Here is a 21,829-nt window from a genome sequence, read left to right on the forward strand (position 1 = left end):
CATGCGCATACTTTTGTTAAGCATCATTCTGGGTTGTAGCGGCTGTACGCACATGGCGCAGGATGACTGGACGGGTAAAGATAAGGCCCAGCATTTTATCTCCTCCGCTTTTCTTTCTGCTGCCGGCAATGCATATGGTGAAAAACAGAACTGGCATAAAGGGCATAGTGGCGGTTTCGGCCTGTCGTTTGCTATTAGTATTGGGGCCGTAAAAGAGTTGTACGACAGTCGGAAAGGCGGAACAGGCTGGAGCTGGAAAGATTTCAGCTGGGATGTAGCCGGTGCTGCCACCGGCTATGCGTTGTGGAATGCAGGACGTTAATTAGAGCTTAAGACCCTTGCCTCTGCGGTGCAGCATCAGAGATACCAGGAAGGCCACTGCGCCCATGCCAGCAACGTACCAGAAGAAACTGGTTTCGCTTCCCGCCGCCTTTAGCGACAAAGCAACATATTCCGCAGATCCGCCAAACAGGGCGTTGGCTACGGCGTATGACAGGCCGACTCCCAGCGCACGCACTTCGGGTGAGAACATTTCCGCTTTAAGTATGCCGCTGATTGAAGTGTAGAAACTGACAATCAGCAGTGAGAGCATGATCAGCGAGAACGCAATCCATGGGCTGGTAACGCTCTGTAAAATGGTTAATACAGGCACAGTGCAAATTGCCGCCAGCCCGCCAAAAATCAGCATGGAGTTTCTTCTGCCAATCTTGTCAGATAATGCACCAATTAACGGCTGAATCAGCATAAAAATGAACAGTGCTGCGGTCATCAAAGCGCTGGCAGTACGCGTATCCATCCCTGATGTATTCACCAGATATTTCTGCATGTAGGTCGTAAAGGTGTAGAAGCTGAGCGAGCCGCCCGCCGTAAAACCCAATACCATGATAAAGGCGCGACGATGTTTCCACAGCCCTTTTAGCGACCCGGCGTCTTTATGATTACGTGTTTCGCTATCAGAAGTTTCATTCAGTGAGCGACGTAAATAAAGAGCAATGACCGCAAGCGCCGCACCCAAGGCAAAAGGAATACGCCAGCCCCAGGTTCTCAGCTCCTGGTCTGACAATATCTGCTGTAGCACGACAACGGTGAGCAACGCCATTAGCTGACCGCCGATCAGCGTGACGTACTGGAATGATGCGTAGAATCCTTTCTTACCCTCAACGGCTACTTCGCTCATATAGGTTGCGCTGGTGCCGTATTCCCCGCCAACTGACAATCCCTGAAACAGACGTGCCAGCAACAGCAGGGCAGGAGCCCAAAGACCAATGGTTTCATAACCTGGCAAACAGGCGATTACCAGCGATCCAAAGCACATCATGCAGACAGAAATTAGCATCGATTTTTTTCTGCCGTGCTTATCTCCGATATAACCGAACAACCAGCCGCCAATAGGACGCATCAGGAAACCAGCGGCAAACACGCCTGCTGTTTGCAAAAGTTGAGTGGTTGAATTGCCGGTAGGGAAAAACACATGCGCAAAATAGAGCGAGCAAAATGAATAAACGTAGAAGTCGAACCACTCCACCAGATTGCCTGATGAAGCCCCTACAATAGCCCAGATTCGTTGTCGTGTAGTAAGGGCCTCTGGTGGCGCTGTACTCCTTGATGTGGTGGCTACTGCCATATTGTCTTAACCTCGCAATTATCCTTGCTAATTACTAGCAATGGAAATGAATCAATACCGCAATAAATTCTATTCACGGCATGCTAAAAACTTGTTTTTATTTGAAAGATGTAACGCTGTTGCAGGTATGAGCATTGAAAACATCCCTGCTCTGATTATGTCAGGATATGTTTATTTATTGCAAAAAAGATTAGCAGGTTACCGGGCACGATCGCTTTTTCTACTGATTAATGCCACTTTCGGTAAGGGTTCGGTCTACTACGGTAGATGAAATTCAACGTTGTTAACTGGTTAAGCGAGGCTTTCCACCTGCTTCTGGTCGGAAACCGCTCACTGAACGGGCAAACGCGGTGACTTATAAGCCGATTTTCTGGCCCCCAACGCAAAAAACCCTGACCGTGAGGTCAGGGTTATCGCGATTTGATCGCCTGGCAGTTCCCTACTCTCGCATGGGGAGACCCCACACTACCATCGGCGCTACGGCGTTTCACTTCTGAGTTCGGCATGGGGTCAGGTGGGACCACCGCGCTAAAGCCGCCAGGCAAATTCTGTGCTCTGTCCTGTGTCTTTCGCTCCGTGGCCGCGTTGGCCGCGCTTGTAAAGTCAGTCACATACTTCAGTATGTTCCTTCCTTCACGGCACTTGCCGCCTTGCCACAAAGCAAAATCCCACGGACCTGAGTCCGCAGAACAGATAAATCTTTATCCGGTTAACAAGCTGAAAATCTTTGCGTCTCTCAACGCTCACCAGAACGCTTCTGGCGTTGTAAGGTTAAGCCTCACGGGTCATTAGTACCGGTTAGCTCAACGCATCGCTGCGCTTACACACCCGGCCTATCAACGTCGTAGTCTTCAACGTCCCTTCAGGTGGCTTAAAGCCACAGGGAGAACTCATCTCGAGGCAAGTTTCGCGCTTAGATGCTTTCAGCGCTTATCTTTTCCGCACTTAGCTACCGGGCAGTGCCATTGGCATGACAACCCGAACACCAGTGGTGCGTTCACTCCGGTCCTCTCGTACTAGGAGCAACCCCTCTCAATTCTCCAGCGCCCACGGCAGATAGGGACCGAACTGTCTCACGACGTTCTAAACCCAGCTCGCGTACCACTTTAAACGGCGAACAGCCGTACCCTTGGGACCTACTTCAGCCCCAGGATGTGATGAGCCGACATCGAGGTGCCAAACACCGCCGTCGATATGAACTCTTGGGCGGTATCAGCCTGTTATCCCCGGAGTACCTTTTATCCGTTGAGCGATGGCCCTTCCATTCAGAACCACCGGATCACTATGACCTGCTTTCGCACCTGCTCGAGCCGTCACTCTCGCAGTCAAGCCAGCTTATGCCATTGCACTAACCTCACGATGTCCGACCGTGATTAGCTGACCTTCGTGCTCCTCCGTTACTCTTTGGGAGGAGACCGCCCCAGTCAAACTACCCACCAGACACTGTCCCCACGCCAGATTATGGCGCCAGGTTAGAACATCAAACGTTAAAGGGTGGTATTTCAAGGTTGGCTCCACGCAGACTGGCGTCCACGCTTCAAAGCCTCCCACCTATCCTACACATCAAGGCTCAATGTTCAGTGTCAAGCTGTAGTAAAGGTTCACGGGGTCTTTCCGTCTTGCCGCGGGTACACTGCATCTTCACAGCGAGTTCAATTTCACTGAGTCTCGGGTGGAGACAGCCTGGCCATCATTACGCCATTCGTGCAGGTCGGAACTTACCCGACAAGGAATTTCGCTACCTTAGGACCGTTATAGTTACGGCCGCCGTTTACCGGGGCTTCGATCAAGAGCTTCTCCTTACGGATAACCCCATCAATTAACCTTCCGGCACCGGGCAGGCGTCACACCGTATACGTCCACTTTCGTGTTTGCACAGTGCTGTGTTTTTAATAAACAGTTGCAGCCAGCTGGTATCTTCGACTGCCTTCAGCTCCACCCGCGAGGGGTTTCACCTACCGACAGCGTGCCTTCTCCCGAAGTTACGGCACCATTTTGCCTAGTTCCTTCACCCGAGTTCTCTCAAGCGCCTTGGTATTCTCTACCTGACCACCTGTGTCGGTTTGGGGTACGATTCTGTGTTACCTGATGCTTAGAGGCTTTTCCTGGAAGCAGGGCATTTGTTACTTCAGCACCGTAGTGCCTCGTCATCACGCCTCAGCCTTAAAGAGTTCCGGATTTGCCTGGAACTCAAGCCTACACGCTTAAACCGGGACAACCGTCGCCCGGCCAACATAGCCTTCTCCGTCCCCCCTTCGCAGTAACACCGAGTACAGGAATATTAACCTGTTTCCCATCGACTACGCCTTTCGGCCTCGCCTTAGGGGTCGACTCACCCTGCCCCGATTAACGTTGGACAGGAACCCTTGGTCTTCCGGCGAGCGGGCTTTTCACCCGCTTTATCGTTACTTATGTCAGCATTCGCACTTCTGATACCTCCAGCAGACCTCACAGTCCACCTTCGACGGCTTACAGAACGCTCCCCTACCCAACAACACATAGTGTCGCTGCCGCAGCTTCGGTGCATGGTTTAGCCCCGTTACATCTTCCGCGCAGGCCGACTCGACCAGTGAGCTATTACGCTTTCTTTAAATGATGGCTGCTTCTAAGCCAACATCCTGGCTGTCTGTGCCTTCCCACATCGTTTCCCACTTAACCATGACTTTGGGACCTTAGCTGGCGGTCTGGGTTGTTTCCCTCTTCACGACGGACGTTAGCACCCGCCGTGTGTCTCCCGTGATAACATTCTTCGGTATTCGCAGTTTGCATCGGGTTGGTAAGCCGGGATGGCCCCCTAGCCGAAACAGTGCTCTACCCCCGAAGATGAGTTCACGAGGCGCTACCTAAATAGCTTTCGGGGAGAACCAGCTATCTCCCGGTTTGATTGGCCTTTCACCCCCAGCCACAAGTCATCCGCTAATTTTTCAACATTAGTCGGTTCGGTCCTCCAGTTAGTGTTACCCAACCTTCAACCTGCCCATGGCTAGATCACCGGGTTTCGGGTCTATACCCTGCAACTTAACGCCCAGTTAAGACTCGGTTTCCCTGCGGCTCCCCTATACGGTTAACCTTGCTACAGAATATAAGTCGCTGACCCATTATACAAAAGGTACGCAGTCACCCTGATAAATCAAGGCTCCCACTGCTTGTACGTACACGGTTTCAGGTTCTGTTTCACTCCCCTCGCCGGGGTTCTTTTCGCCTTTCCCTCACGGTACTGGTTCACTATCGGTCAGTCAGGAGTATTTAGCCTTGGAGGATGGTCCCCCCATATTCAGACAGGATATCACGTGTCCCGCCCTACTCATCGAACTCACAGTAAGTGCATTTTTGTGTACGGGAGTATCACCCTGTACCCTGCGACTTTCCAGACGCTTCCACTAATGCACAAACTGATTCAGGTTCTGGGCTGTTCCCCGTTCGCTCGCCGCTACTGGGGGAATCTCGGTTGATTTCTTTTCCTCTGGGTACTTAGATGTTTCAGTTCCCCAGGTTCGCCTCGCAACACTATGTATTCATGTTGCGATGATGCACCGTAGTGCACCGGGTTTCCCCATTCGGGTATCGTCGGTTGTTGCGGTTCATATCACCTTACCGACGCTTATCGCAGATTAGCACGCCCTTCATCGCCTCTGACTGCCAGGGCATCCACCGTGTACGCTTAGTCACTTAACCTCACAACCCACAAGCGTCCCGAAAGACACATTGCTGTTGTAAGCATTTGAGAGACTCGAACACATCGTTTTGTTTACCCTTATTACGGAGGTTAAACACGACGTGTCGTTTCAATTTTCAGCTTGTTCCGGATTGTTAAAGAGCAAATATCTCAAACGTAGCTCGTAAGCCAGTTTTGAGATACTTTGTGGAGACACCTTTCACCTGTCACCAAGCAAGTGGCGTCCCCTAGGGGATTCGAACCCCTGTTGCCGCCGTGAAAGGGCGGAGTCCTAACCGCTAGACGAAGGGGACACGGATAGTGTCACGACTTCGCAGCCGTCTTGCTCTAACGTTTCTATCAGACAATCTGTGTGAGCACTGCGCGGGAAGGTATCTTCAGGTAAGGAGGTGATCCAACCGCAGGTTCCCCTACGGTTACCTTGTTACGACTTCACCCCAGTCATGAATCACAAAGTGGTAAGCGCCCTCCCGAAGGTTAAGCTACCTACTTCTTTTGCAACCCACTCCCATGGTGTGACGGGCGGTGTGTACAAGGCCCGGGAACGTATTCACCGTGGCATTCTGATCCACGATTACTAGCGATTCCGACTTCACGGAGTCGAGTTGCAGACTCCGATCCGGACTACGACGCACTTTATGAGGTCCGCTTGCTCTCGCGAGGTCGCTTCTCTTTGTATGCGCCATTGTAGCACGTGTGTAGCCCTACTCGTAAGGGCCATGATGACTTGACGTCATCCCCACCTTCCTCCGGTTTATCACCGGCAGTCTCCTTTGAGTTCCCACCATTACGTGCTGGCAACAAAGGATAAGGGTTGCGCTCGTTGCGGGACTTAACCCAACATTTCACAACACGAGCTGACGACAGCCATGCAGCACCTGTCTCACGGTTCCCGAAGGCACTAAGGCATCTCTGCCAAATTCCGTGGATGTCAAGAGTAGGTAAGGTTCTTCGCGTTGCATCGAATTAAACCACATGCTCCACCGCTTGTGCGGGCCCCCGTCAATTCATTTGAGTTTTAACCTTGCGGCCGTACTCCCCAGGCGGTCGACTTAACGCGTTAGCTCCGGAAGCCACTCCTCAAGGGAACAACCTCCAAGTCGACATCGTTTACGGCGTGGACTACCAGGGTATCTAATCCTGTTTGCTCCCCACGCTTTCGCACCTGAGCGTCAGTCTTTGTCCAGGGGGCCGCCTTCGCCACCGGTATTCCTCCAGATCTCTACGCATTTCACCGCTACACCTGGAATTCTACCCCCCTCTACAAGACTCTAGCCTGCCAGTTTCAAATGCAGTTCCCAGGTTAAGCCCGGGGATTTCACATCTGACTTGACAGACCGCCTGCGTGCGCTTTACGCCCAGTAATTCCGATTAACGCTTGCACCCTCCGTATTACCGCGGCTGCTGGCACGGAGTTAGCCGGTGCTTCTTCTGCGGGTAACGTCAATTGCTGAGGTTATTAACCTCAACACCTTCCTCCCCGCTGAAAGTACTTTACAACCCGAAGGCCTTCTTCATACACGCGGCATGGCTGCATCAGGCTTGCGCCCATTGTGCAATATTCCCCACTGCTGCCTCCCGTAGGAGTCTGGACCGTGTCTCAGTTCCAGTGTGGCTGGTCATCCTCTCAGACCAGCTAGGGATCGTCGCCTAGGTGAGCCATTACCCCACCTACTAGCTAATCCCATCTGGGTTCATCTGACAGCGAGAGGCCCGAAGGTCCCCCTCTTTGCTCTTGCGAGGTTATGCGGTATTAGCTACCGTTTCCAGTAGTTATCCCCCTCTGTCAGGCAGATCCCCAGACATTACTCACCCGTCCGCCACTCGTCACCCAAGGAACAAGCTCCTCTGTGCTACCGTTCGACTTGCATGTGTTAGGCCTGCCGCCAGCGTTCAATCTGAGCCATGATCAAACTCTTCAATTAAAAGTTCGATTTGCTGCAACAAGTGCAGCGATGCTCAAGTGTAAAACGTCATAATGAATTTTCATTATGTGTTCACTCTTAAGACTTGATATTTTTTGACACCCGAAGGTGTCTTGATATCAATCCTGCGAGTGCCCACACAGATTGTCTGATAAATTGTTAAAGAGCGTTGCGAACAGTGCCTTAGCTTCCTGTCGCGAGGTGGCGTATATTACGCTTTCCTCCTTCAGAGTCAACTTCTTTTTGAGAAGTTTTTCTCCGGCGATTCAGCTTCCTGAACCTCCTGAACCGGCGGGCTGTAAGCCGTTGTGCCGTCTCAGTGGTTGCGCATTATAGGGAGTTCTCGCCGGCTGACAACCCCTAATTGCAAAAAAGTTCTCAACCGCTCAAAAACCAACCTCAACCATCCAAAAACCACACATTTCGCCCTCTTTTTAAACAAAAATGGGCCCGAAGGCCCATTTAAATACGTTTCATCTGTTATTGCTGAGCAACAATGACGCCATCCTGGACGGTCATTTCAATCATTTTTCCTGGAACAAGAGTTCCGGAAAGTATCTGTTGCGCCAGCGGGTTCTCAATTTGCTGCTGAATAGCGCGTTTCAGCGGTCTTGCACCGTAAACCGGGTCATAACCATTTTCGCCAAGCAGCTGCAATGCCTCATCAGAGATATGCAGCTGATAGCCACGATCGGCCAGGCGATCGTACAACCGCTGCAGCTGGATTTTGGCGATTGAAGCAATGTGTTTCTCGCCTAACGGATGGAAGACCACCAGCTCGTCAATACGGTTAATGAACTCCGGACGGAAATGGTGCCCCACAACCGTCATCACCACATCTTTCATTTCAGGGTAGCTGAGTTCGCCAAAACGCTCCTGAATCAGATCGGATCCAAGGTTAGACGTCATAATGACGACGGTATTACGGAAATCTACCGTTCTGCCCTGCCCATCCGTCAGGCGACCATCATCCAGAACCTGTAAAAGGATATTAAATACGTCCGGATGTGCCTTCTCGACTTCATCCAACAGGATCACAGAATAAGGACGACGACGAACCGCTTCGGTCAGATACCCCCCTTCTTCATAACCTACATAGCCAGGAGGTGCGCCGACCAAACGCGATACCGAGTGTTTCTCCATAAACTCGGACATATCAAGACGGACCATTGCGTCATCGCTGTCGAACATAAAGTTAGCCAGCGCTTTGCAAAGTTCGGTCTTACCCACCCCCGTAGGGCCAAGGAACAGGAAGGAACCGATCGGTCGGTTAGGATCCGCGAGGCCCGCACGGCTACGCCGTATAGCATTAGACACCGCCTCGACGGCTTCATTCTGCCCAATAACGCGCTGATGAAGTTCCTGTTCCATTCGCAACAGCTTATCGCGCTCGCCTTCCATCATGCGATCGACCGGGATACCGGTCCAACGCGCCAGCACATCTGCAATTTCAACGTCGGTTACGCGATTACGTAACAGCCGCATGGTTTTGCCTTCCGACTGCGTGGCTGAAGCCAGCTGTTTCTCCAGTTCAGGAATTTTGCCGTATTGTAACTCTGACATCTGCGCGAGATCGCCGGAGCGTCGCGCTTGCTCAAGAGAAAGCTTAGCCTGCTCAAGTTCCGCTTTAATTGTCTGAGTGCCGGACAACGACGCTTTTTCCGCTTTCCACTCCTCTTCCAGCTCAGAGTAGTCGCGCTCTTTCTGATTCAGTTCATCTTCCAGCATTTCCAGGCGTTTGATGCTGGCATCGTCAGACTCTTTTTTCAGCGCCTGCTGTTCCAGCTTCAACTGAATGATGCGACGCTCAAGGCGATCTAAAGATTCCGGCTTAGAGTCAATCTGCATACGAATACTGGAAGCCGCTTCATCAATCAGGTCAATGGCTTTGTCAGGCAGCTGGCGATCCGCAATGTAACGATGGGACAGCGTAGCTGCGGCCACGATTGCTGGATCGGTAATCTGTACATGGTGATGCAGCTCGTAGCGTTCTTTTAACCCGCGCAGGATAGCAATGGTATCTTCGACGCTGGGTTCAGCGACGAATACTTTCTGGAAACGACGCTCAAGCGCGGCATCCTTCTCTATATACTGACGATACTCATCCAGCGTTGTGGCACCCACACAGTGCAGTTCACCACGAGCCAGTGCGGGTTTAAGCATGTTTCCGGCATCCATCGCGCCGTCCGCTTTACCCGCGCCGACCATGGTATGGAGCTCATCGATAAAGAGGATGACGTTGCCTTCCTGCTTTGACAGGTCGTTCAATACGGCTTTCAGCCGCTCTTCGAACTCGCCACGATATTTTGCACCCGCCACCAGTGCGCCCATATCCAGTGCAAGCACCCGGCGCCCTTTCAGCCCTTCTGGCACTTCACCGTTAATGATTCGCTGCGCCAGACCTTCTACAATGGCGGTTTTACCGACGCCGGGTTCACCGATAAGCACCGGATTGTTTTTCGTACGGCGCTGAAGAACCTGAATAGTGCGGCGAATTTCTTCGTCACGCCCTATCACCGGGTCGAGTTTGCCTTTTTCTGCCCGTTCGGTCAGATCGATAGTGTATTTGTTCAGTGCCTGACGCTGATCTTCAGCCCCTTGGTCGTTCACGGTTTCGCCTCCACGCATCTGGTCAATCGCTCTGGTCAGCTTATCGCTGGTTGCGCCAGCAGATTTTAATAAATCCGCCAGTGAGCCACGCGAGTCGAGAGCGGCAAGAACAAACAATTCGGATGAGATAAAGTTGTCGGCGCGCTTTTGCGCCAGTTTGTCACAGAGATTGAGTACGCGGACAAGATCCGCTGAAGGTTGTACATCGCCATCCGTTCCTTCCACCTGCGGCAAACGACTGATGGACTGTTCCACGGCGGCGCGCAGCGCAGCGACATCCACGCCAGCGGTAGTAAGTAAAGGACGAACGGAACCGCCTTCCTGATTGAGCAGCGCGCTCATCAGATGAAGAGGTTCTATAAATTGGTTATCGCGCCCGAGCGCTAAAGACTGGGCATCAGCCAGAGCAAGCTGGAATTTATTAGTAAGACGATCCAGACGCATAATTCCCCCATTCAGGTCAAATTGCTACTGGAGATTAAATGAGGTCTTCCCTCAAATTTTCAAGTTTAATGACCCGAATATTTTGGCGAAAAATACATCAATCTGGACCGTCTTATGGCGACAGGTTATATCAGCCAGATCAAACTTGCCATACGGCCGGTAACGCCATCGCGCCGGAAAGAGAAAAATTGCTCAGGTTGAGAAACGGTACAAATGCCGCCACCCGAGATGTGGCGCACTCCTCTGGCCGCCAGACGGCGGTGAGCAAGCTGCCAAATGTCGGCATAATATTTTTCACCAGCCGGACGAAAAGCGGCGGAAGTGGTTAAATCCTGAGCTAAAAAAGCGGCGCGCACTTCCGGGCCGACCTCAAAAGCTTCAGGGCCAATGGCAGGACCAAGCCATGCAACAATCTCCTGCGGCGGAGAAATAAAAGCATCAAGCGTCGCTTCAAGCACACCCGCGCAAAGTCCTCGCCAGCCAGCGTGAGCGGCAGCAACTTCCTTACCGTCCAGCGAACTGAACAAAACGGGCAAACAGTCAGCGGTCATTGCCGCGCAAACCACGCCAGGCTTGCGGGTATAAGCCGCGTCGGCCTGTAGAGATTGCGGCTTTTCCCCTGTGAGATGTAAAACGCGCGTGCCGTGTACCTGTTCAAGCCAGACCGGCATAGCGGGCATTTCGGCCAGCTCAACCAGTCGCTCACGGTTACGTTGCACATGCTCAGGTTTATCGCCAACGTGCGCGCCGAGATTCAGGGAATCCCAGGGCGCGTGGCTGACGCCATTAAGACGCGTCGTACTGCATGCCCGCACGTTGGCGGGCGCATTCCACTGAGGGAGAAGCAGGCTCATTACCAGTCCATCTGATCTTTGAACTCTTCGGTATCCGCTTTCAGCGCGGCGATCAGTTCAACCATATCCTGCGGCAGCGGCGCGTGCCATTCCATTTCAATACCGGTAATCGGATGGTACAGACGCAGCATGGTGGCATGCAGGGCCTGACGATCGAATTTACGCAGCACAGAGATAAAGGAATCGGAGGCACCCTTAGGCGGGCGTGGACGACCACCGTACAGCGGATCGCCCACCAGCGGATGGTTGATATGCGACATATGCACACGGATTTGGTGAGTACGACCCGTTTCGAGGCGCAAGCGCATCCGCGTGTGAGCACGGAAATGCTCCATGATGCGATAGTGCGTTGTGGCCGGTTTACCCATCGGATGAACCGCCATATGAGTACGTTTGGTGGAGTGACGACTAATAGGTTCATCAACCGTACCACCAGCCGTCATTCTGCCGATCGCTACCGCCTCGTACTCACGGGTAATTTCTCTGAGCTGTAGGGATTCCACCAGATGCGTCTGAGCGGGTACCGTTTTCGCCACGACCATCAGCCCGGTGGTATCTTTGTCCAGACGATGGACAATACCGGCCCGGGGAACGTCGGCAATGGCCGGGAAGTGATGCAGCAGTGCATTCAGCACCGTTCCATCAGGATTGCCCGCGCCCGGATGGACGACCAGATCGCGAGGTTTGTTGATCACCAGAATGTAGTCATCTTCATAAACGATGTTTAGGGGGATGTCCTGGGCTTCCCAGCGAGCTTCTTCTTCAATCTCTGCATCGATAGCGATTTGTTCGCCGCCAAGCACTTTTTCTTTAGGTTTGTCGATGATTACGCCATTAACGCTGGCGCGACGGTCGAGAATCCACTCTTTTATGCGCGATCTTGAATAATCAGGGAACAATTCGGCCAAAGCCTGATCTAAGCGTTGTCCGAGTTGCGATTCGGATACCGTTGCGTTGAGTTTTACTTGTTGTGCCATAAACAGCTTCTTCGTTAACGTTGGGTTTTCACGGCGATGCCGTTTAATATAATGTGCTATTGTACCTGGTCACTATCGGGAGCTACATGGACAGCTTCCTGAATAACACTCTGAGGATAATCAAATCGTCATGACGCGTATGAAATATCTGGTGGCTGCAGCCACGTTGAGCCTGGCATTAGCGGGTTGTTCCGGCTCGAAGGATACGGTGCCCGATAGCCCGCCTTCTGAGATCTATGCCACAGCCCAGCAAAAACTGCAGGACGGTAACTTTAAAGGAGCAATAACGCAACTGGAAGCGCTTGATAACCGCTATCCGTTCGGGCCTTACTCCCAGCAAGTTCAGCTAGACCTGATCTACGCTTACTACAAAAATGCCGATTTGCCGCTGGCGCAGGCCGCGATTGACCGCTTTATGCGTCTGAATCCAACCCACCCGAATATTGATTACGTGATTTATATGCGTGGTCTGACGGACATGGCGCTTGATGACAGCGCACTGCAGGGCTTTTTCGGCATTGACCGTTCGGATCGCGATCCTTCACATGCGCGCGATGCCTTCCATGATTTCTCACAGCTGCTGCGCGGTTATCCAAACAGTCAGTATGCTACCGATGCCAGAAAGCGTCTGGTCTATCTGAAAGACCGTCTGGCGAAGTATGAGTTATCCGTTGCCCAATTCTACACTAAGCGCGAAGCTTATGTCGCAGTAGTTAATCGGGTCGAGCAAATGATGAAAGATTATCCGGATACGCAGGCGACCCGCACGGCACTGCCGCTGATGGAAAATGCTTACCGTCATCTGCAGCTGAATGCAGAAGCAGATAAAGTAGCAAAAATCATCGCAGCGAATCAGGCGTAATGATGTAAACGAAAAATGGCAGCCGGTGGCTGCCATTTTTTTCCTCAGAATGAACATTCGGACTAAATCCTTCCTGAGTTAACCCACCTATACTGCCTGCGAAATTCCCCCTCGGCAAGGCTTCGCTTTCGGTTAATAACGCCATCTCACAGATTTTTCATTCTTGACAAAAAGTGACAAAATAAGGTGATGTAAATCACACATACCCCCTTTTTCCAGGGTATGCTGAATCTACATTCGACGGAAATGATTAGAGGTAAGCACTATGGTTCTGAACATTACCAGCAAGCACATGGAAATCACTCCGGCTATCCGCCAACATGTCGAAGACCGTCTCGCCAAGCTCGAAAAATGGCAAACTCATCTGATAAATCCCCATATCGTTCTTTCAAAGGAGCCGAAGGAATTCGTTGCCGATGCGACCATCAATACGCCCAACGGCCCTTTGGTGGCCAGTGCGAAGCACATTGATATGTATACGGCCATAAACGACCTGATCAACAAGCTGGAGCGCCAGCTGAATAAAGTTCAGCACAAAGGCGAGGCGCGCCGCGCCAATGCCAGTGTGAAAGACCTTAGCGTCATCGATCAGGAATAAGCTTTAAAAGATGATAACGCGCCTCAGGGCGCGTTTTTTATTGACAGAAAGAATTTGCAGCGGTTACTTTAACCCTCTGACAAACGTGGACACTCGTATGAAACAACTACCGTTCTTCTTCGCATTCTTTTTTACCTTCCCCTGACTGGGAGGCTTTTCGTCGTGTAAGAAAGAATGCGAAGACGAACAACAAAGCCTCCCAAGCGGGAGGCTTTTTTTTTATGCATATCTGACAGGTATTCCTATGAACTCTGAGAACCCCTTGCTGGGACTGCGCGGAAAAATCAGCGCGCTGGATGAAGAACTGCTGAGCTTGCTGGCAAAACGCCGGGCGCTGGCGGTTGAAGTTGCCACGGCGAAAATGGCTACCCATCGCCCTGTTCGCGACATCGACCGCGAGCGTGACCTGCTGGAGCACCTCGTTACGCTAGGTAAAGAACACAAGCTGGATGCCCACTACATCACTCGCCTGTTCCAGCTCGTTATTGAAGACTCCGTACTCACCCAACAGGCGCTGCTGCAAAAACACCTCAATAATACCAACGCCCAGTCAGCACGAATCGCCTTCCTCGGCCCTAAAGGTTCCTATTCACATCTGGCATCACGTCATTATGCGGCGCGCCATTTTGATAATTTTATTGAGTGTGGCTGCCTGAAGTTTCGCGATATCTTTGCTCAGGTGGAAACCGGTCAGGCTGACTATGCCGTGCTGCCGATTGAAAACACCAGTTCGGGATCAATTAATGACGTCTACGACCTTTTACAACAAACCAGCCTGTCCATTGTCGGAGAATTAACGCTTCCTATCGATCACTGCGTGCTGGTCTCGGGCAGCACCGATCTACAGCAGATTGAAACGGTTTACAGTCATCCACAGCCTTTCCAGCAGTGCAGCCAGTTTATTCATCGCTATCCTCACTGGAAGATTGAATATACTGAAAGCACTGCCGCAGCGATGGAACAGGTGGCAGCGCTCAACTCACCAAAAGTGGCGGCGCTGGGCAGCCAGGCCGGCGGCGAATTGTATAGCTTGCAGGTACTGGAACGTAATCTGGCGAACCAGCAGCAGAATATTACCCGTTTTATCGTTCTTGCTCGTAAACCTGTCGACGTCACTCTTCAGGTTCCGGCCAAAACCACGCTTATTATGGCAACGGGCCAACAGGCTGGGGCTTTGGTCGAAGCGTTGCTGGTGTTGCGTAAGCACAACCTGCCGATGAGTAAGCTCGAGTCCCGCCCCATTAACGGTAATCCATGGGAAGAGATGTTCTACATTGATTTCCAGGGCAACCTGCGTTCGGAAGAGGTCCAGCAGGCGCTGCGCGAACTGGCTCCAATCGCTCGCTCCTTAAAAGTACTCGGCTGCTATCCAGGTGAAAACGTTATTCCTGTCGTACCAGAATAAATTTTCCCGGCCGTCGGTCACGGCGGCTCATTCTCACCTCCCCTGCAAACTCTTTATTGCAAGCTACTCCTGCCTTACCCCATCAGGATCATTTACCGCGAACACCCTATCGCTATATCATGCTTTATACAGCGATTTTGAGGTGAATTTATGTTCTTTCCTTTCCGTACCGTTTCCTTGCTTTGCGCCCTGACACTTCTGCCCTTTTCCGCGCTGGCAAACCGTCAGATTACCGATCAGCTTGGACGGCATGTCACTCTTCCCGATCGGGTTGATCGGGTCGTCGTACTGCAACATCAGACGCTGAATCTCCTGGTGCAGCTGGATGCAACGAATACCATGGTTGGTATCCTTGATAACTGGAAACAGCAGCTGGGCGATGGCTATCAGCGGCTGGTCCCGCAGCTTTCCAGCTTGCCCACGCTTGGCGATTTAACTCATGTCGATTTAGAAAAGCTGGTAGCGCTACATCCACAGGTGGTCTTTGTCACCAATTATGCTCCTCAGGAGATGATTGACCAGATACAGAAGCTTGGCATTGCCGTTATTGCGATTTCTCTACGCGCTGGCGATGAAAAACAGCAAAATCGCCTTAATCCTCAGCTGGTTGATGAGGAGCAGGCCTATAACGAAGGTCTGAAAGAAGGTATCCGTCTGATTGGCACAGTGGTAAACCACCAGCAGCAAGCTGAAAAGCTGATTGACGCTACGTTCACTCAGCGTCAACAAACCCGCCAACGGTTGACGGAAATCCCCCCGGCGCAGCGTATTCGCGTTTATATGGCTAACCCCGATCTCACGACTTATGGATCGGGTAAATATACCGGTTTGATGATGGCGCATGCGGGCGCGATGAACGTAGCGGCAGCCACGGTCAAAGGCTACAAGCAGGTTTCAATGGAACAGATCCTGGCATGGGATCCGCAGGTGATATTTGTACAGGATCGTTATCCGCAAGTTATCGATGAAATCAAGCAGCAGCCCGCCTGGCAAGCCGTTGATGCGGTAAAAAATCATCGAGTTTATCTGATGCCTGAATATGCCAAAGCCTGGGGCTATCCTATGCCGGAAGCGATGGCGCTGGGCGAGCTCTGGATGGCGAAAAAGCTTTATCCGCAAAAGTTCAACGATATTGATATGCAGCAAAAAGCCGACAGCTGGTATCAACGTTTCTATCGCACCCAATATGTGGGTAATAACTAAAAGTGCCCCGGGGGAAAAGCTTTTGAACAGTATACGTGTCCTAGCGGCAGGAAGTTTGCGCCTGGTTTGGCCCGAACTGATTGCTGCTTTCAAAGCACATCAGCGAATTAATGTTGAAACTGAGTTTGGCCCTGCCGGACTTCTGTGCCAGCGTATTCAGCAGGGCGAAACCTGCCATCTCTTTGCCTCGGCAAATGCAGCCCATCCGCATACCCTGCTGACTTCCGGCAAGGCGCTCAGTGTCGCTGTTTTTACGCATAATCAGCTATGCCTTAGTGTGAAAACGGCGCTGATTTCTGCCTCTGCCGACTGGCTGGCCTTGCTCACCGATCCGTCGTTGCGCGTTGCAACCTCCACGCCACAAAGCGACCCTTCTGGTGATTATACGTGGCAACTTTTCGATCTGATTGAGCAGCACTACGCTGGGAGGGGAAACGCGCTAAAGGATCGGGCTTTACAGCTGGTTGGCGGACCGAAAAGCCCTGTTGTACCTGCGGGAGAAATGGCAGCGAGCTGGCTGCTGGAGAACGATCGGGCCGATATCTTTATTGGCTATCGCAATTATGCAGCGCGCTTAAAAAATCTTAAAACGCTTACCGTGCTGGATATCCCCTCGCCCTTTCAGGTTCAGGCTGATTACGCGCTGGCGATTTGTCAGGCTGAAGCCCAGCCGCTGGCCGATTTTTTATTAACCGCTCAGGCAAAAAGGATTTTACAACAGGCGGGTTTCAGTTGTTAAACCGCCTGCTGCACTACGGCTCGGTAAAAGAGGAAAAAGGCCGTCACCGGCCTGTGAACTATTTGCGGTTGTCATTCGCCTGACGCAGCAGCGTACGGCTTTCCAGCATGAACTGCTGGGCGTGATCGCCAAACCAGCGTTTAACATTACGGAAGCTGTCAATAAACGCCTGCTTGTCACCCTGCTCCAGCAGGCCGATCGCTTCGCCAAAACGCTGATAATAACGTTTGATCAGCGCCAGATTGCTCTCCGAAGACATAATGATATCCGCATAGAGCTGAGGATCCTGCGCAAACAGCCGGCCAACCATAGCCAGCTCAAGCCGATAGATCGGCGATGAAAGCGCCAGCAGCTGATCGAGGTTAACATTCTCTTCCGCCAGATGCAGACCATATGCGAACGTCGCGAAGTGGCGCAGCGCCTGGATGAAAGCCATGTTCTGATCGTGTTCCACCGCGCTGATACGATGCAGCCGCGCGCCCCAGACCTGAATCTGTTCAAGGAACCACTGATAGGCTTCCGGCTGACGGCCATCGCACCAGACCACCACCTGCTTCGCCAGGCTGCCGCTATCCGGCCCAAACATGGGATGCAGACCCAGTACCGGACCGTTGTGTGCGGCCAGCATAGCCTGTAACGGACTGTTTTTGACTGACGCTAAATCGACCAGGATACAGTCTTCCGGTAACGGCGGCAGACCGGCAATCACTTTTTCCGTCAGATGAATCGGGACGCTGATAATCACCATTCCGGCATCCGCCAGCATGCTGTCAGCCTGTGCCCAGTCTTCTTTATCGAGAATTTTTACCTGATAGCCAGAGAGCGTCAGCATTTTTTCAAACAGGCGACCCATTTGTCCCCGGCCACCGACAATCACCACTGGCCGCAGCTGCGGACACAGCGTTTTGAAGCCTTTATCATTTTCGCTGGTATAGGATTCGCGCATCACGCGACGCAGGATGTCTTCAATCAAGTCCGGTGGTACACCAAGCTGCTCAGCTTCTTTGCGCCGCGACTCCAGCATAGAAGCTTCGCGCTCGGGCACGTAAATCGGTAATCCGTACCGGCTTTTCACCTCGCCAACTTCAGCGACGAGGCTTAGCCGTTTGGCCAGCAGATCGAGCAGCGCTTTATCAACTTCATCTATTTGATCGCGAAGCGCGGTCAGTTCAGCCACCATAATTAGTCCTCATGCGACAGACGCGCCGTCAGCACCCCGTCCAGGTTCTGATGAATTTCTCGCAGCAGCGTTTCGGTCGTTTCCCAGTTGATGCAGGCATCGGTAACGGAAACGCCGTAGCGCATTTCACTTTTCGGCTGCTCAGAAGACTGGTTGCCCTCATGTAAATGGCTTTCCAGCATCAGACCCATAATAGAACGGTTGCCGTCTTTGATCTGCGCAACCGCAGATTCAGCCACGCCGGACTGACGACGGAAATCTTTGTTAGAATTGCCATGACTGCAATCTATCATCAGTGATGGGCGGAGTCCCGCCTGTAACATCTCTTTTTCGCACTGGGCGACATCTTCCGGGCCGTAATTAGGGCTTTTTCCGCCGCGCAGGATCACATGTCCGTCCGGATTGCCCTGCGTTTGCAGCAGGCAAACCTGGCCGCTCTGATTGATGCCGACAAAACGATGCGGCATCGCTGCGGCGCGCATGGCGTTGATAGCCGTACCCAGACTCCCGTCGGTGCCATTTTTAAAGCCGACCGGCATCGATAAACCTGAAGCCATCTCGCGGTGAGTCTGTGATTCAGTGGTACGCGCACCGATCGCTGACCAGCTGAACAGATCGCCAAGGTATTGCGGGCTGTTCGGATCCAGCGCTTCTGTTGCCAGCGGCAGGCCCATTTCAACTAATTCCAGCAGCAGGCGACGCGCAATATGCAGACCGGCTTCCATATCGAAAGAGTTATCCATGTACGGATCGTTAATCAACCCTTTCCAGCCAACGGTTGTACGAGGTTTTTCAAAATAGACGCGCATAACGATGTAGAGCTGATCCTTCAGCTGCTCAGAGAGTGTTTTCAGGTGACGGGCGTAATCCAGAGCGGCTTCGGTATCGTGAATTGAACAGGGACCGCAAACCACCAGCAGGCGGTGATCTTTGCCGCTGATAATGTCAGAGATCGTCTGACGTGAAGCGGTGATTTGCGATTCAAGCGCAGCATTGAGCGGAAACTGTTTTTTCAGCTCTTCCGGAGTAATCAAAATCTGTTCTTCGGCAATATGAACATTATTCAGCGCGTCTTTTTGCATGGTGGTCATCCTGTTTCTCTCGTTATGCGTAAGTCAGCCCTCGCAAGGTGATGAATAATGTATCAGATCCGGTACAGAACTCAATCCACTATGTACACCTTTATTACCACAGAGATTAAACAAGCATAAAAAATAAATATTTATTATAAAAATCAAAACATTAAACAAATAGAGTGAAATATCACTCACAATCAACATGTATCATTAAGTTTACAGGTTGTTTTGCAATCGACTCTCTATACGGAAATTTTAGAAGTTATGTCTTATGAGGCGCTGCTGGTGTAAACGGCATCATCCCTATTCCGAGAGCACCAAACGTAAGTAACGCGGTGGCAGCATGGGTGTGCGTATAAAGCTGACCGAACAGGACCGATCCTGCCACCTGACCGACAGCGAGCATTAAGAAAACCTGCCCCACACCTGAAGCCGGATCGCTTTCGTTAGCTGAAATGCCCCACACCAGCAAAACGCCAGAAAGAATAATGTAGCCAGCACCGCACATGGCGGCAGCAGGGTAGAACCATCCCGACGGCTCATTTTTTAGCGCCAGAACCACAAGCGGCAGAACCATAAGTAATAAAGCGCCGCGGTAAACCAGATTCATGCCAATCCTCTTCGCCACTGGCCCGGTCAGTACGCCTGAAATCCCCGCTCCGCCCGCGATCATCCACAGCCAGCTGATGGTTTGCGCATCCACGCCAGCGTGCTGTTGTAAAATCTGCGGACCAAAACTCCACCAGGCCGCGCTGATTATTCCACTGGCAAAAGCAATAGCCATAAGCCGCACCATTGCCGGGGCGGGCATTCGCCACCTGCTGCTGTTAGTTTGTACCGGGCTTGTTACTTTGTCAGCGGGCAGGTAGCGCAGGACCGGCAACAGGCATACCAGCGCAAGCGTGCCGAATACCAGGCAAGCGGCCCGCCAGCCGCCGGGGAGCAAAAGCAGAATGGGTACGGAGAGGATAATCCCGGCGCTGGTGCCGGCGTTAATGAAGGTGTTGATTTGTGACTGCCGCTTTGCGGCGATCAGCTGGTTAACGGCAACCGCGAGAGAAGGAGAAGCCATGCCCGGGCTCAGCCCAGCAACAGACAGCCCTACTGCAAGCATTAAGGGACTGAAGGAAAAAGCCAGTATTAGCAGACCGGCAGCTGCTAAAAAAGCTGCCGCTGCCGCCAACCCACGCGAGCCAAAATGCTTTATCAAAACCGGCGTGCTGATAATTGCCAGACAATAGGCAGCAAAACTACAGGCGGAGATCGCTCCCGCCGTACCGGTACTGAAAGGAATTTCCTTTATCACCGCAGGCAACATCAGTCCCCAGGAAAATCTGGCCATTCCATAAGTAACGGCAATTAACGAGAAACCTGTGATACTCAGCGCCCGGGAAGTATTCACTGTTTTTGACCGCAGGTTGCCAGAAGTTTTTTCGCCGCCTCTCCTGCATAAATCGCCGCTTGTGGACCCAATATCAGCGCTGAGGTAATGGCTCCTTCAAACAGCATCCACACCGCATCGGAAAGCGCTTCACCCGCAGAGTGTCGAAGACAGGAGGAGATGTATTCGCGCTGCCTGTAACGGTAATCAAGCGCCAGCGCCGCCAGATGCCGATCTTCTTCAGCATATTCGCCCCACGCTTTCAGGAACAGACATCCTAACGGGCCATTCTCCTGCATCCATTCGCTCTGAACCTCGAACAGCCGGGTGATGGCTTCGGAATGTTCCGGAGGAAGCAGTGCGGCAAAAAAGCGCTCTTGCCGCGTGGCCAACACCGCTTCAGTCAGCACTTCCCGCGAGGGGAAATAACGGTACAGCGTTCGGGTTGATACGCCCGCTTCATTACAGATGCGATCCGTGCTGGTCGCATGAAACCCGTTGATATAGAACAGCCGCTCTGCGGCCTGGATGATGTCATCTTTTTTATTCATCCTTAAAAAGTAAACCGATCGTTTTACTTTTGCAAAAATATCGGCGGCAAAAAATGCTTTTTAGGGCGATAAACACGCTCATTAATTTTTTCTGTCAGATTTATGATTAAGATAAATAACGAAAAATCATGGAGTTCACTATGAAAGTCATTTTACGCCCTTACGCTGACCCGGATGCACAGGCGTTTTCCGACGCGGTTCGTGACTCGCTGGACACGCTTCAGCCATGGTTGCTCTGGGCGCATGAAGGGTTTAGTGAAGAAGAAGCGCGCAAATGGTTCGCTGCCACCCACATGCTGCGCGAAAAAGGAGAAGCGAACGAACTTGGGCTGTTTGCTGAAGATGGCCGTTTACTGGGAGGTGCAGGCCTGCGTTACTCCAGCGGTCAACTCAATCACTGCTCAATTGGCTATTGGGTACGTAGTAGCGAACAGGGCCAGGGTATAGCCTCCCAGGCCGTTCGTTATCTGGTCGACATGGCATGGCAAAGCCCGGAAAGGGAAATTGTGGAAATCCTGGCCGTGGAAGGAAATACCGCCAGCCGCCGTGTTGCGGAAAAATGTGGCGCCAAATTTATTGGCATACAATATGGCCTGATTGTATTAGACAGTGGTCCGGTGAATACCGCGATCTATCATTTCCACCGACCGTCGCCACATTAACAGTCTGCATAAGCACTCTGAGCCAGTTTGATTATTACCCCTTCTGAGCCTCTTTTATCTGA

The 21,829-nt window shown here is 52.0% G+C and carries 16 protein-coding genes, 1 tRNA gene, 3 rRNA genes and 1 other annotated feature; of the genes, 8 read left to right on the top strand and 12 right to left on the bottom strand.

Annotation, left to right across the window (positions count from 1 at the left end):
- Position 1: 1 nt before the first annotated feature.
- Positions 2–322 (top strand): YfiM family lipoprotein, encoded by a 321-nt coding sequence (locus EHV07_RS17765; protein WP_147199459.1) that lies wholly within the window; start codon positions 2–4, stop codon positions 320–322.
- Here the strand turns inward: EHV07_RS17765 and EHV07_RS17770 are convergent, their stop codons facing one another.
- The 8 genes from EHV07_RS17770 to rluD form a co-directional block, all read right to left on the bottom strand.
- A complete protein-coding gene (locus EHV07_RS17770) occupies positions 323–1,624 on the bottom strand; it encodes an MFS transporter (protein ID WP_147199461.1) in 1,302 nt (433 codons plus the stop codon).
- 426 nt (positions 1,625–2,050) lie between these two features.
- Positions 2,051–2,166, bottom strand: a 5S ribosomal RNA gene (gene rrf, locus EHV07_RS17775).
- Between the two features lie 225 nt (positions 2,167–2,391).
- Positions 2,392–5,299 (bottom strand): 23S ribosomal RNA (locus tag EHV07_RS17780).
- Positions 5,300–5,518: 219 nt separating this feature from the next.
- Positions 5,519–5,593 (bottom strand) — tRNA-Glu (locus EHV07_RS17785).
- An 89-nt stretch (positions 5,594–5,682) separates the two neighbouring features.
- Positions 5,683–7,225 (bottom strand): 16S ribosomal RNA (locus EHV07_RS17790).
- Together the 16S, 23S and 5S rRNA genes with 1 tRNA gene alongside form the textbook arrangement of a ribosomal RNA operon.
- Before the next feature lie 480 nt (positions 7,226–7,705).
- A complete protein-coding gene (gene clpB, locus EHV07_RS17795) occupies positions 7,706–10,279 on the bottom strand; it encodes an ATP-dependent chaperone ClpB (protein WP_147199463.1) in 2,574 nt (857 codons plus the stop codon).
- 125 nt (positions 10,280–10,404) lie between these two features.
- On the bottom strand, positions 10,405–11,133 hold the full coding sequence (yfiH, locus tag EHV07_RS17800) for a purine nucleoside phosphorylase YfiH (RefSeq protein ID WP_147199465.1): 729 nt from the start codon (positions 11,131–11,133) through the stop codon (positions 10,405–10,407).
- Positions 11,133–12,110, bottom strand: a complete 978-nt coding sequence (gene rluD, locus EHV07_RS17805) for a 23S rRNA pseudouridine(1911/1915/1917) synthase RluD (protein ID WP_147199467.1) — start codon at positions 12,108–12,110, stop codon at positions 11,133–11,135. The genes yfiH and rluD overlap by 1 nt, the downstream gene beginning before the upstream one ends.
- Positions 12,111–12,240: 130 nt before the next feature.
- On the opposite strand from rluD, the gene bamD reads away from it, so the two are divergent.
- The 6 genes from bamD (at position 12,241) to EHV07_RS17835 (ending at position 16,917) form a co-directional block, all read left to right on the top strand.
- Positions 12,241–12,972, top strand: coding sequence for an outer membrane protein assembly factor BamD (bamD, locus tag EHV07_RS17810; RefSeq protein WP_147199469.1), 732 nt, complete (start codon positions 12,241–12,243; stop codon positions 12,970–12,972).
- 265 nt (positions 12,973–13,237) lie between these two features.
- On the top strand, positions 13,238–13,570 hold the full coding sequence (gene raiA / locus EHV07_RS17815) for a ribosome-associated translation inhibitor RaiA (RefSeq protein WP_147199471.1): 333 nt from the start codon (positions 13,238–13,240) through the stop codon (positions 13,568–13,570).
- Positions 13,571–13,666: 96 nt separating this feature from the next.
- Positions 13,667–13,791, top strand: a sequence feature (Phe leader region).
- Entirely contained in the window at positions 13,668–13,715 is a 48-nt protein-coding gene (gene pheL / locus EHV07_RS17820; RefSeq protein ID WP_125294913.1) for a pheA operon leader peptide PheL, read from the top strand. It overlaps the preceding feature by 48 nt.
- Positions 13,792–13,814: 23 nt before the next feature.
- Positions 13,815–14,975, top strand: a complete 1,161-nt coding sequence (gene pheA / locus EHV07_RS17825; RefSeq protein WP_147199474.1) for a bifunctional chorismate mutase/prephenate dehydratase — start codon at positions 13,815–13,817, stop codon at positions 14,973–14,975.
- Between the two features lie 150 nt (positions 14,976–15,125).
- The gene (locus EHV07_RS17830) at positions 15,126–16,178 is read left to right on the top strand and encodes an ABC transporter substrate-binding protein (protein ID WP_147199476.1); all 1,053 of its coding nucleotides are present in this window, start codon (positions 15,126–15,128) and stop codon (positions 16,176–16,178) included.
- 22 nt (positions 16,179–16,200) lie between these two features.
- Positions 16,201–16,917 (top strand): molybdate ABC transporter substrate-binding protein, encoded by a 717-nt coding sequence (locus EHV07_RS17835; RefSeq protein ID WP_254446268.1) that lies wholly within the window; start codon positions 16,201–16,203, stop codon positions 16,915–16,917.
- Positions 16,918–16,975: 58 nt separating this feature from the next.
- Here the strand turns inward: EHV07_RS17835 and tyrA are convergent, their stop codons facing one another.
- The 4 genes from tyrA to EHV07_RS17855 form a co-directional block, all read right to left on the bottom strand.
- Positions 16,976–18,097, bottom strand: coding sequence for a bifunctional chorismate mutase/prephenate dehydrogenase (tyrA, locus tag EHV07_RS17840; protein WP_147199479.1), 1,122 nt, complete (start codon positions 18,095–18,097; stop codon positions 16,976–16,978).
- Between the two features lie 2 nt (positions 18,098–18,099).
- Complete coding sequence (locus EHV07_RS17845; protein ID WP_147199480.1) at positions 18,100–19,179, bottom strand: 3-deoxy-7-phosphoheptulonate synthase; 1,080 nt, start codon at positions 19,177–19,179, stop codon at positions 18,100–18,102.
- 256 nt (positions 19,180–19,435) lie between these two features.
- The gene (locus tag EHV07_RS17850; RefSeq protein ID WP_147199482.1) at positions 19,436–20,575 is read right to left on the bottom strand and encodes an MFS transporter; all 1,140 of its coding nucleotides are present in this window, start codon (positions 20,573–20,575) and stop codon (positions 19,436–19,438) included.
- Positions 20,572–21,105 (bottom strand): TetR/AcrR family transcriptional regulator, encoded by a 534-nt coding sequence (locus tag EHV07_RS17855; RefSeq protein WP_147199484.1) that lies wholly within the window; start codon positions 21,103–21,105, stop codon positions 20,572–20,574. The genes EHV07_RS17850 and EHV07_RS17855 overlap by 4 nt, the downstream gene beginning before the upstream one ends.
- Positions 21,106–21,245: 140 nt before the next feature.
- On the opposite strand from EHV07_RS17855, the gene EHV07_RS17860 reads away from it, so the two are divergent.
- Complete coding sequence (locus tag EHV07_RS17860; RefSeq protein ID WP_147199486.1) at positions 21,246–21,767, top strand: GNAT family N-acetyltransferase; 522 nt, start codon at positions 21,246–21,248, stop codon at positions 21,765–21,767.
- Positions 21,768–21,829 lie beyond the last annotated feature (62 nt).

The sequence above is a fragment of the Pantoea sp. CCBC3-3-1 genome (genome assembly GCF_007981265.1).
Lineage (GTDB): Bacteria > Pseudomonadota > Gammaproteobacteria > Enterobacterales > Enterobacteriaceae > Erwinia.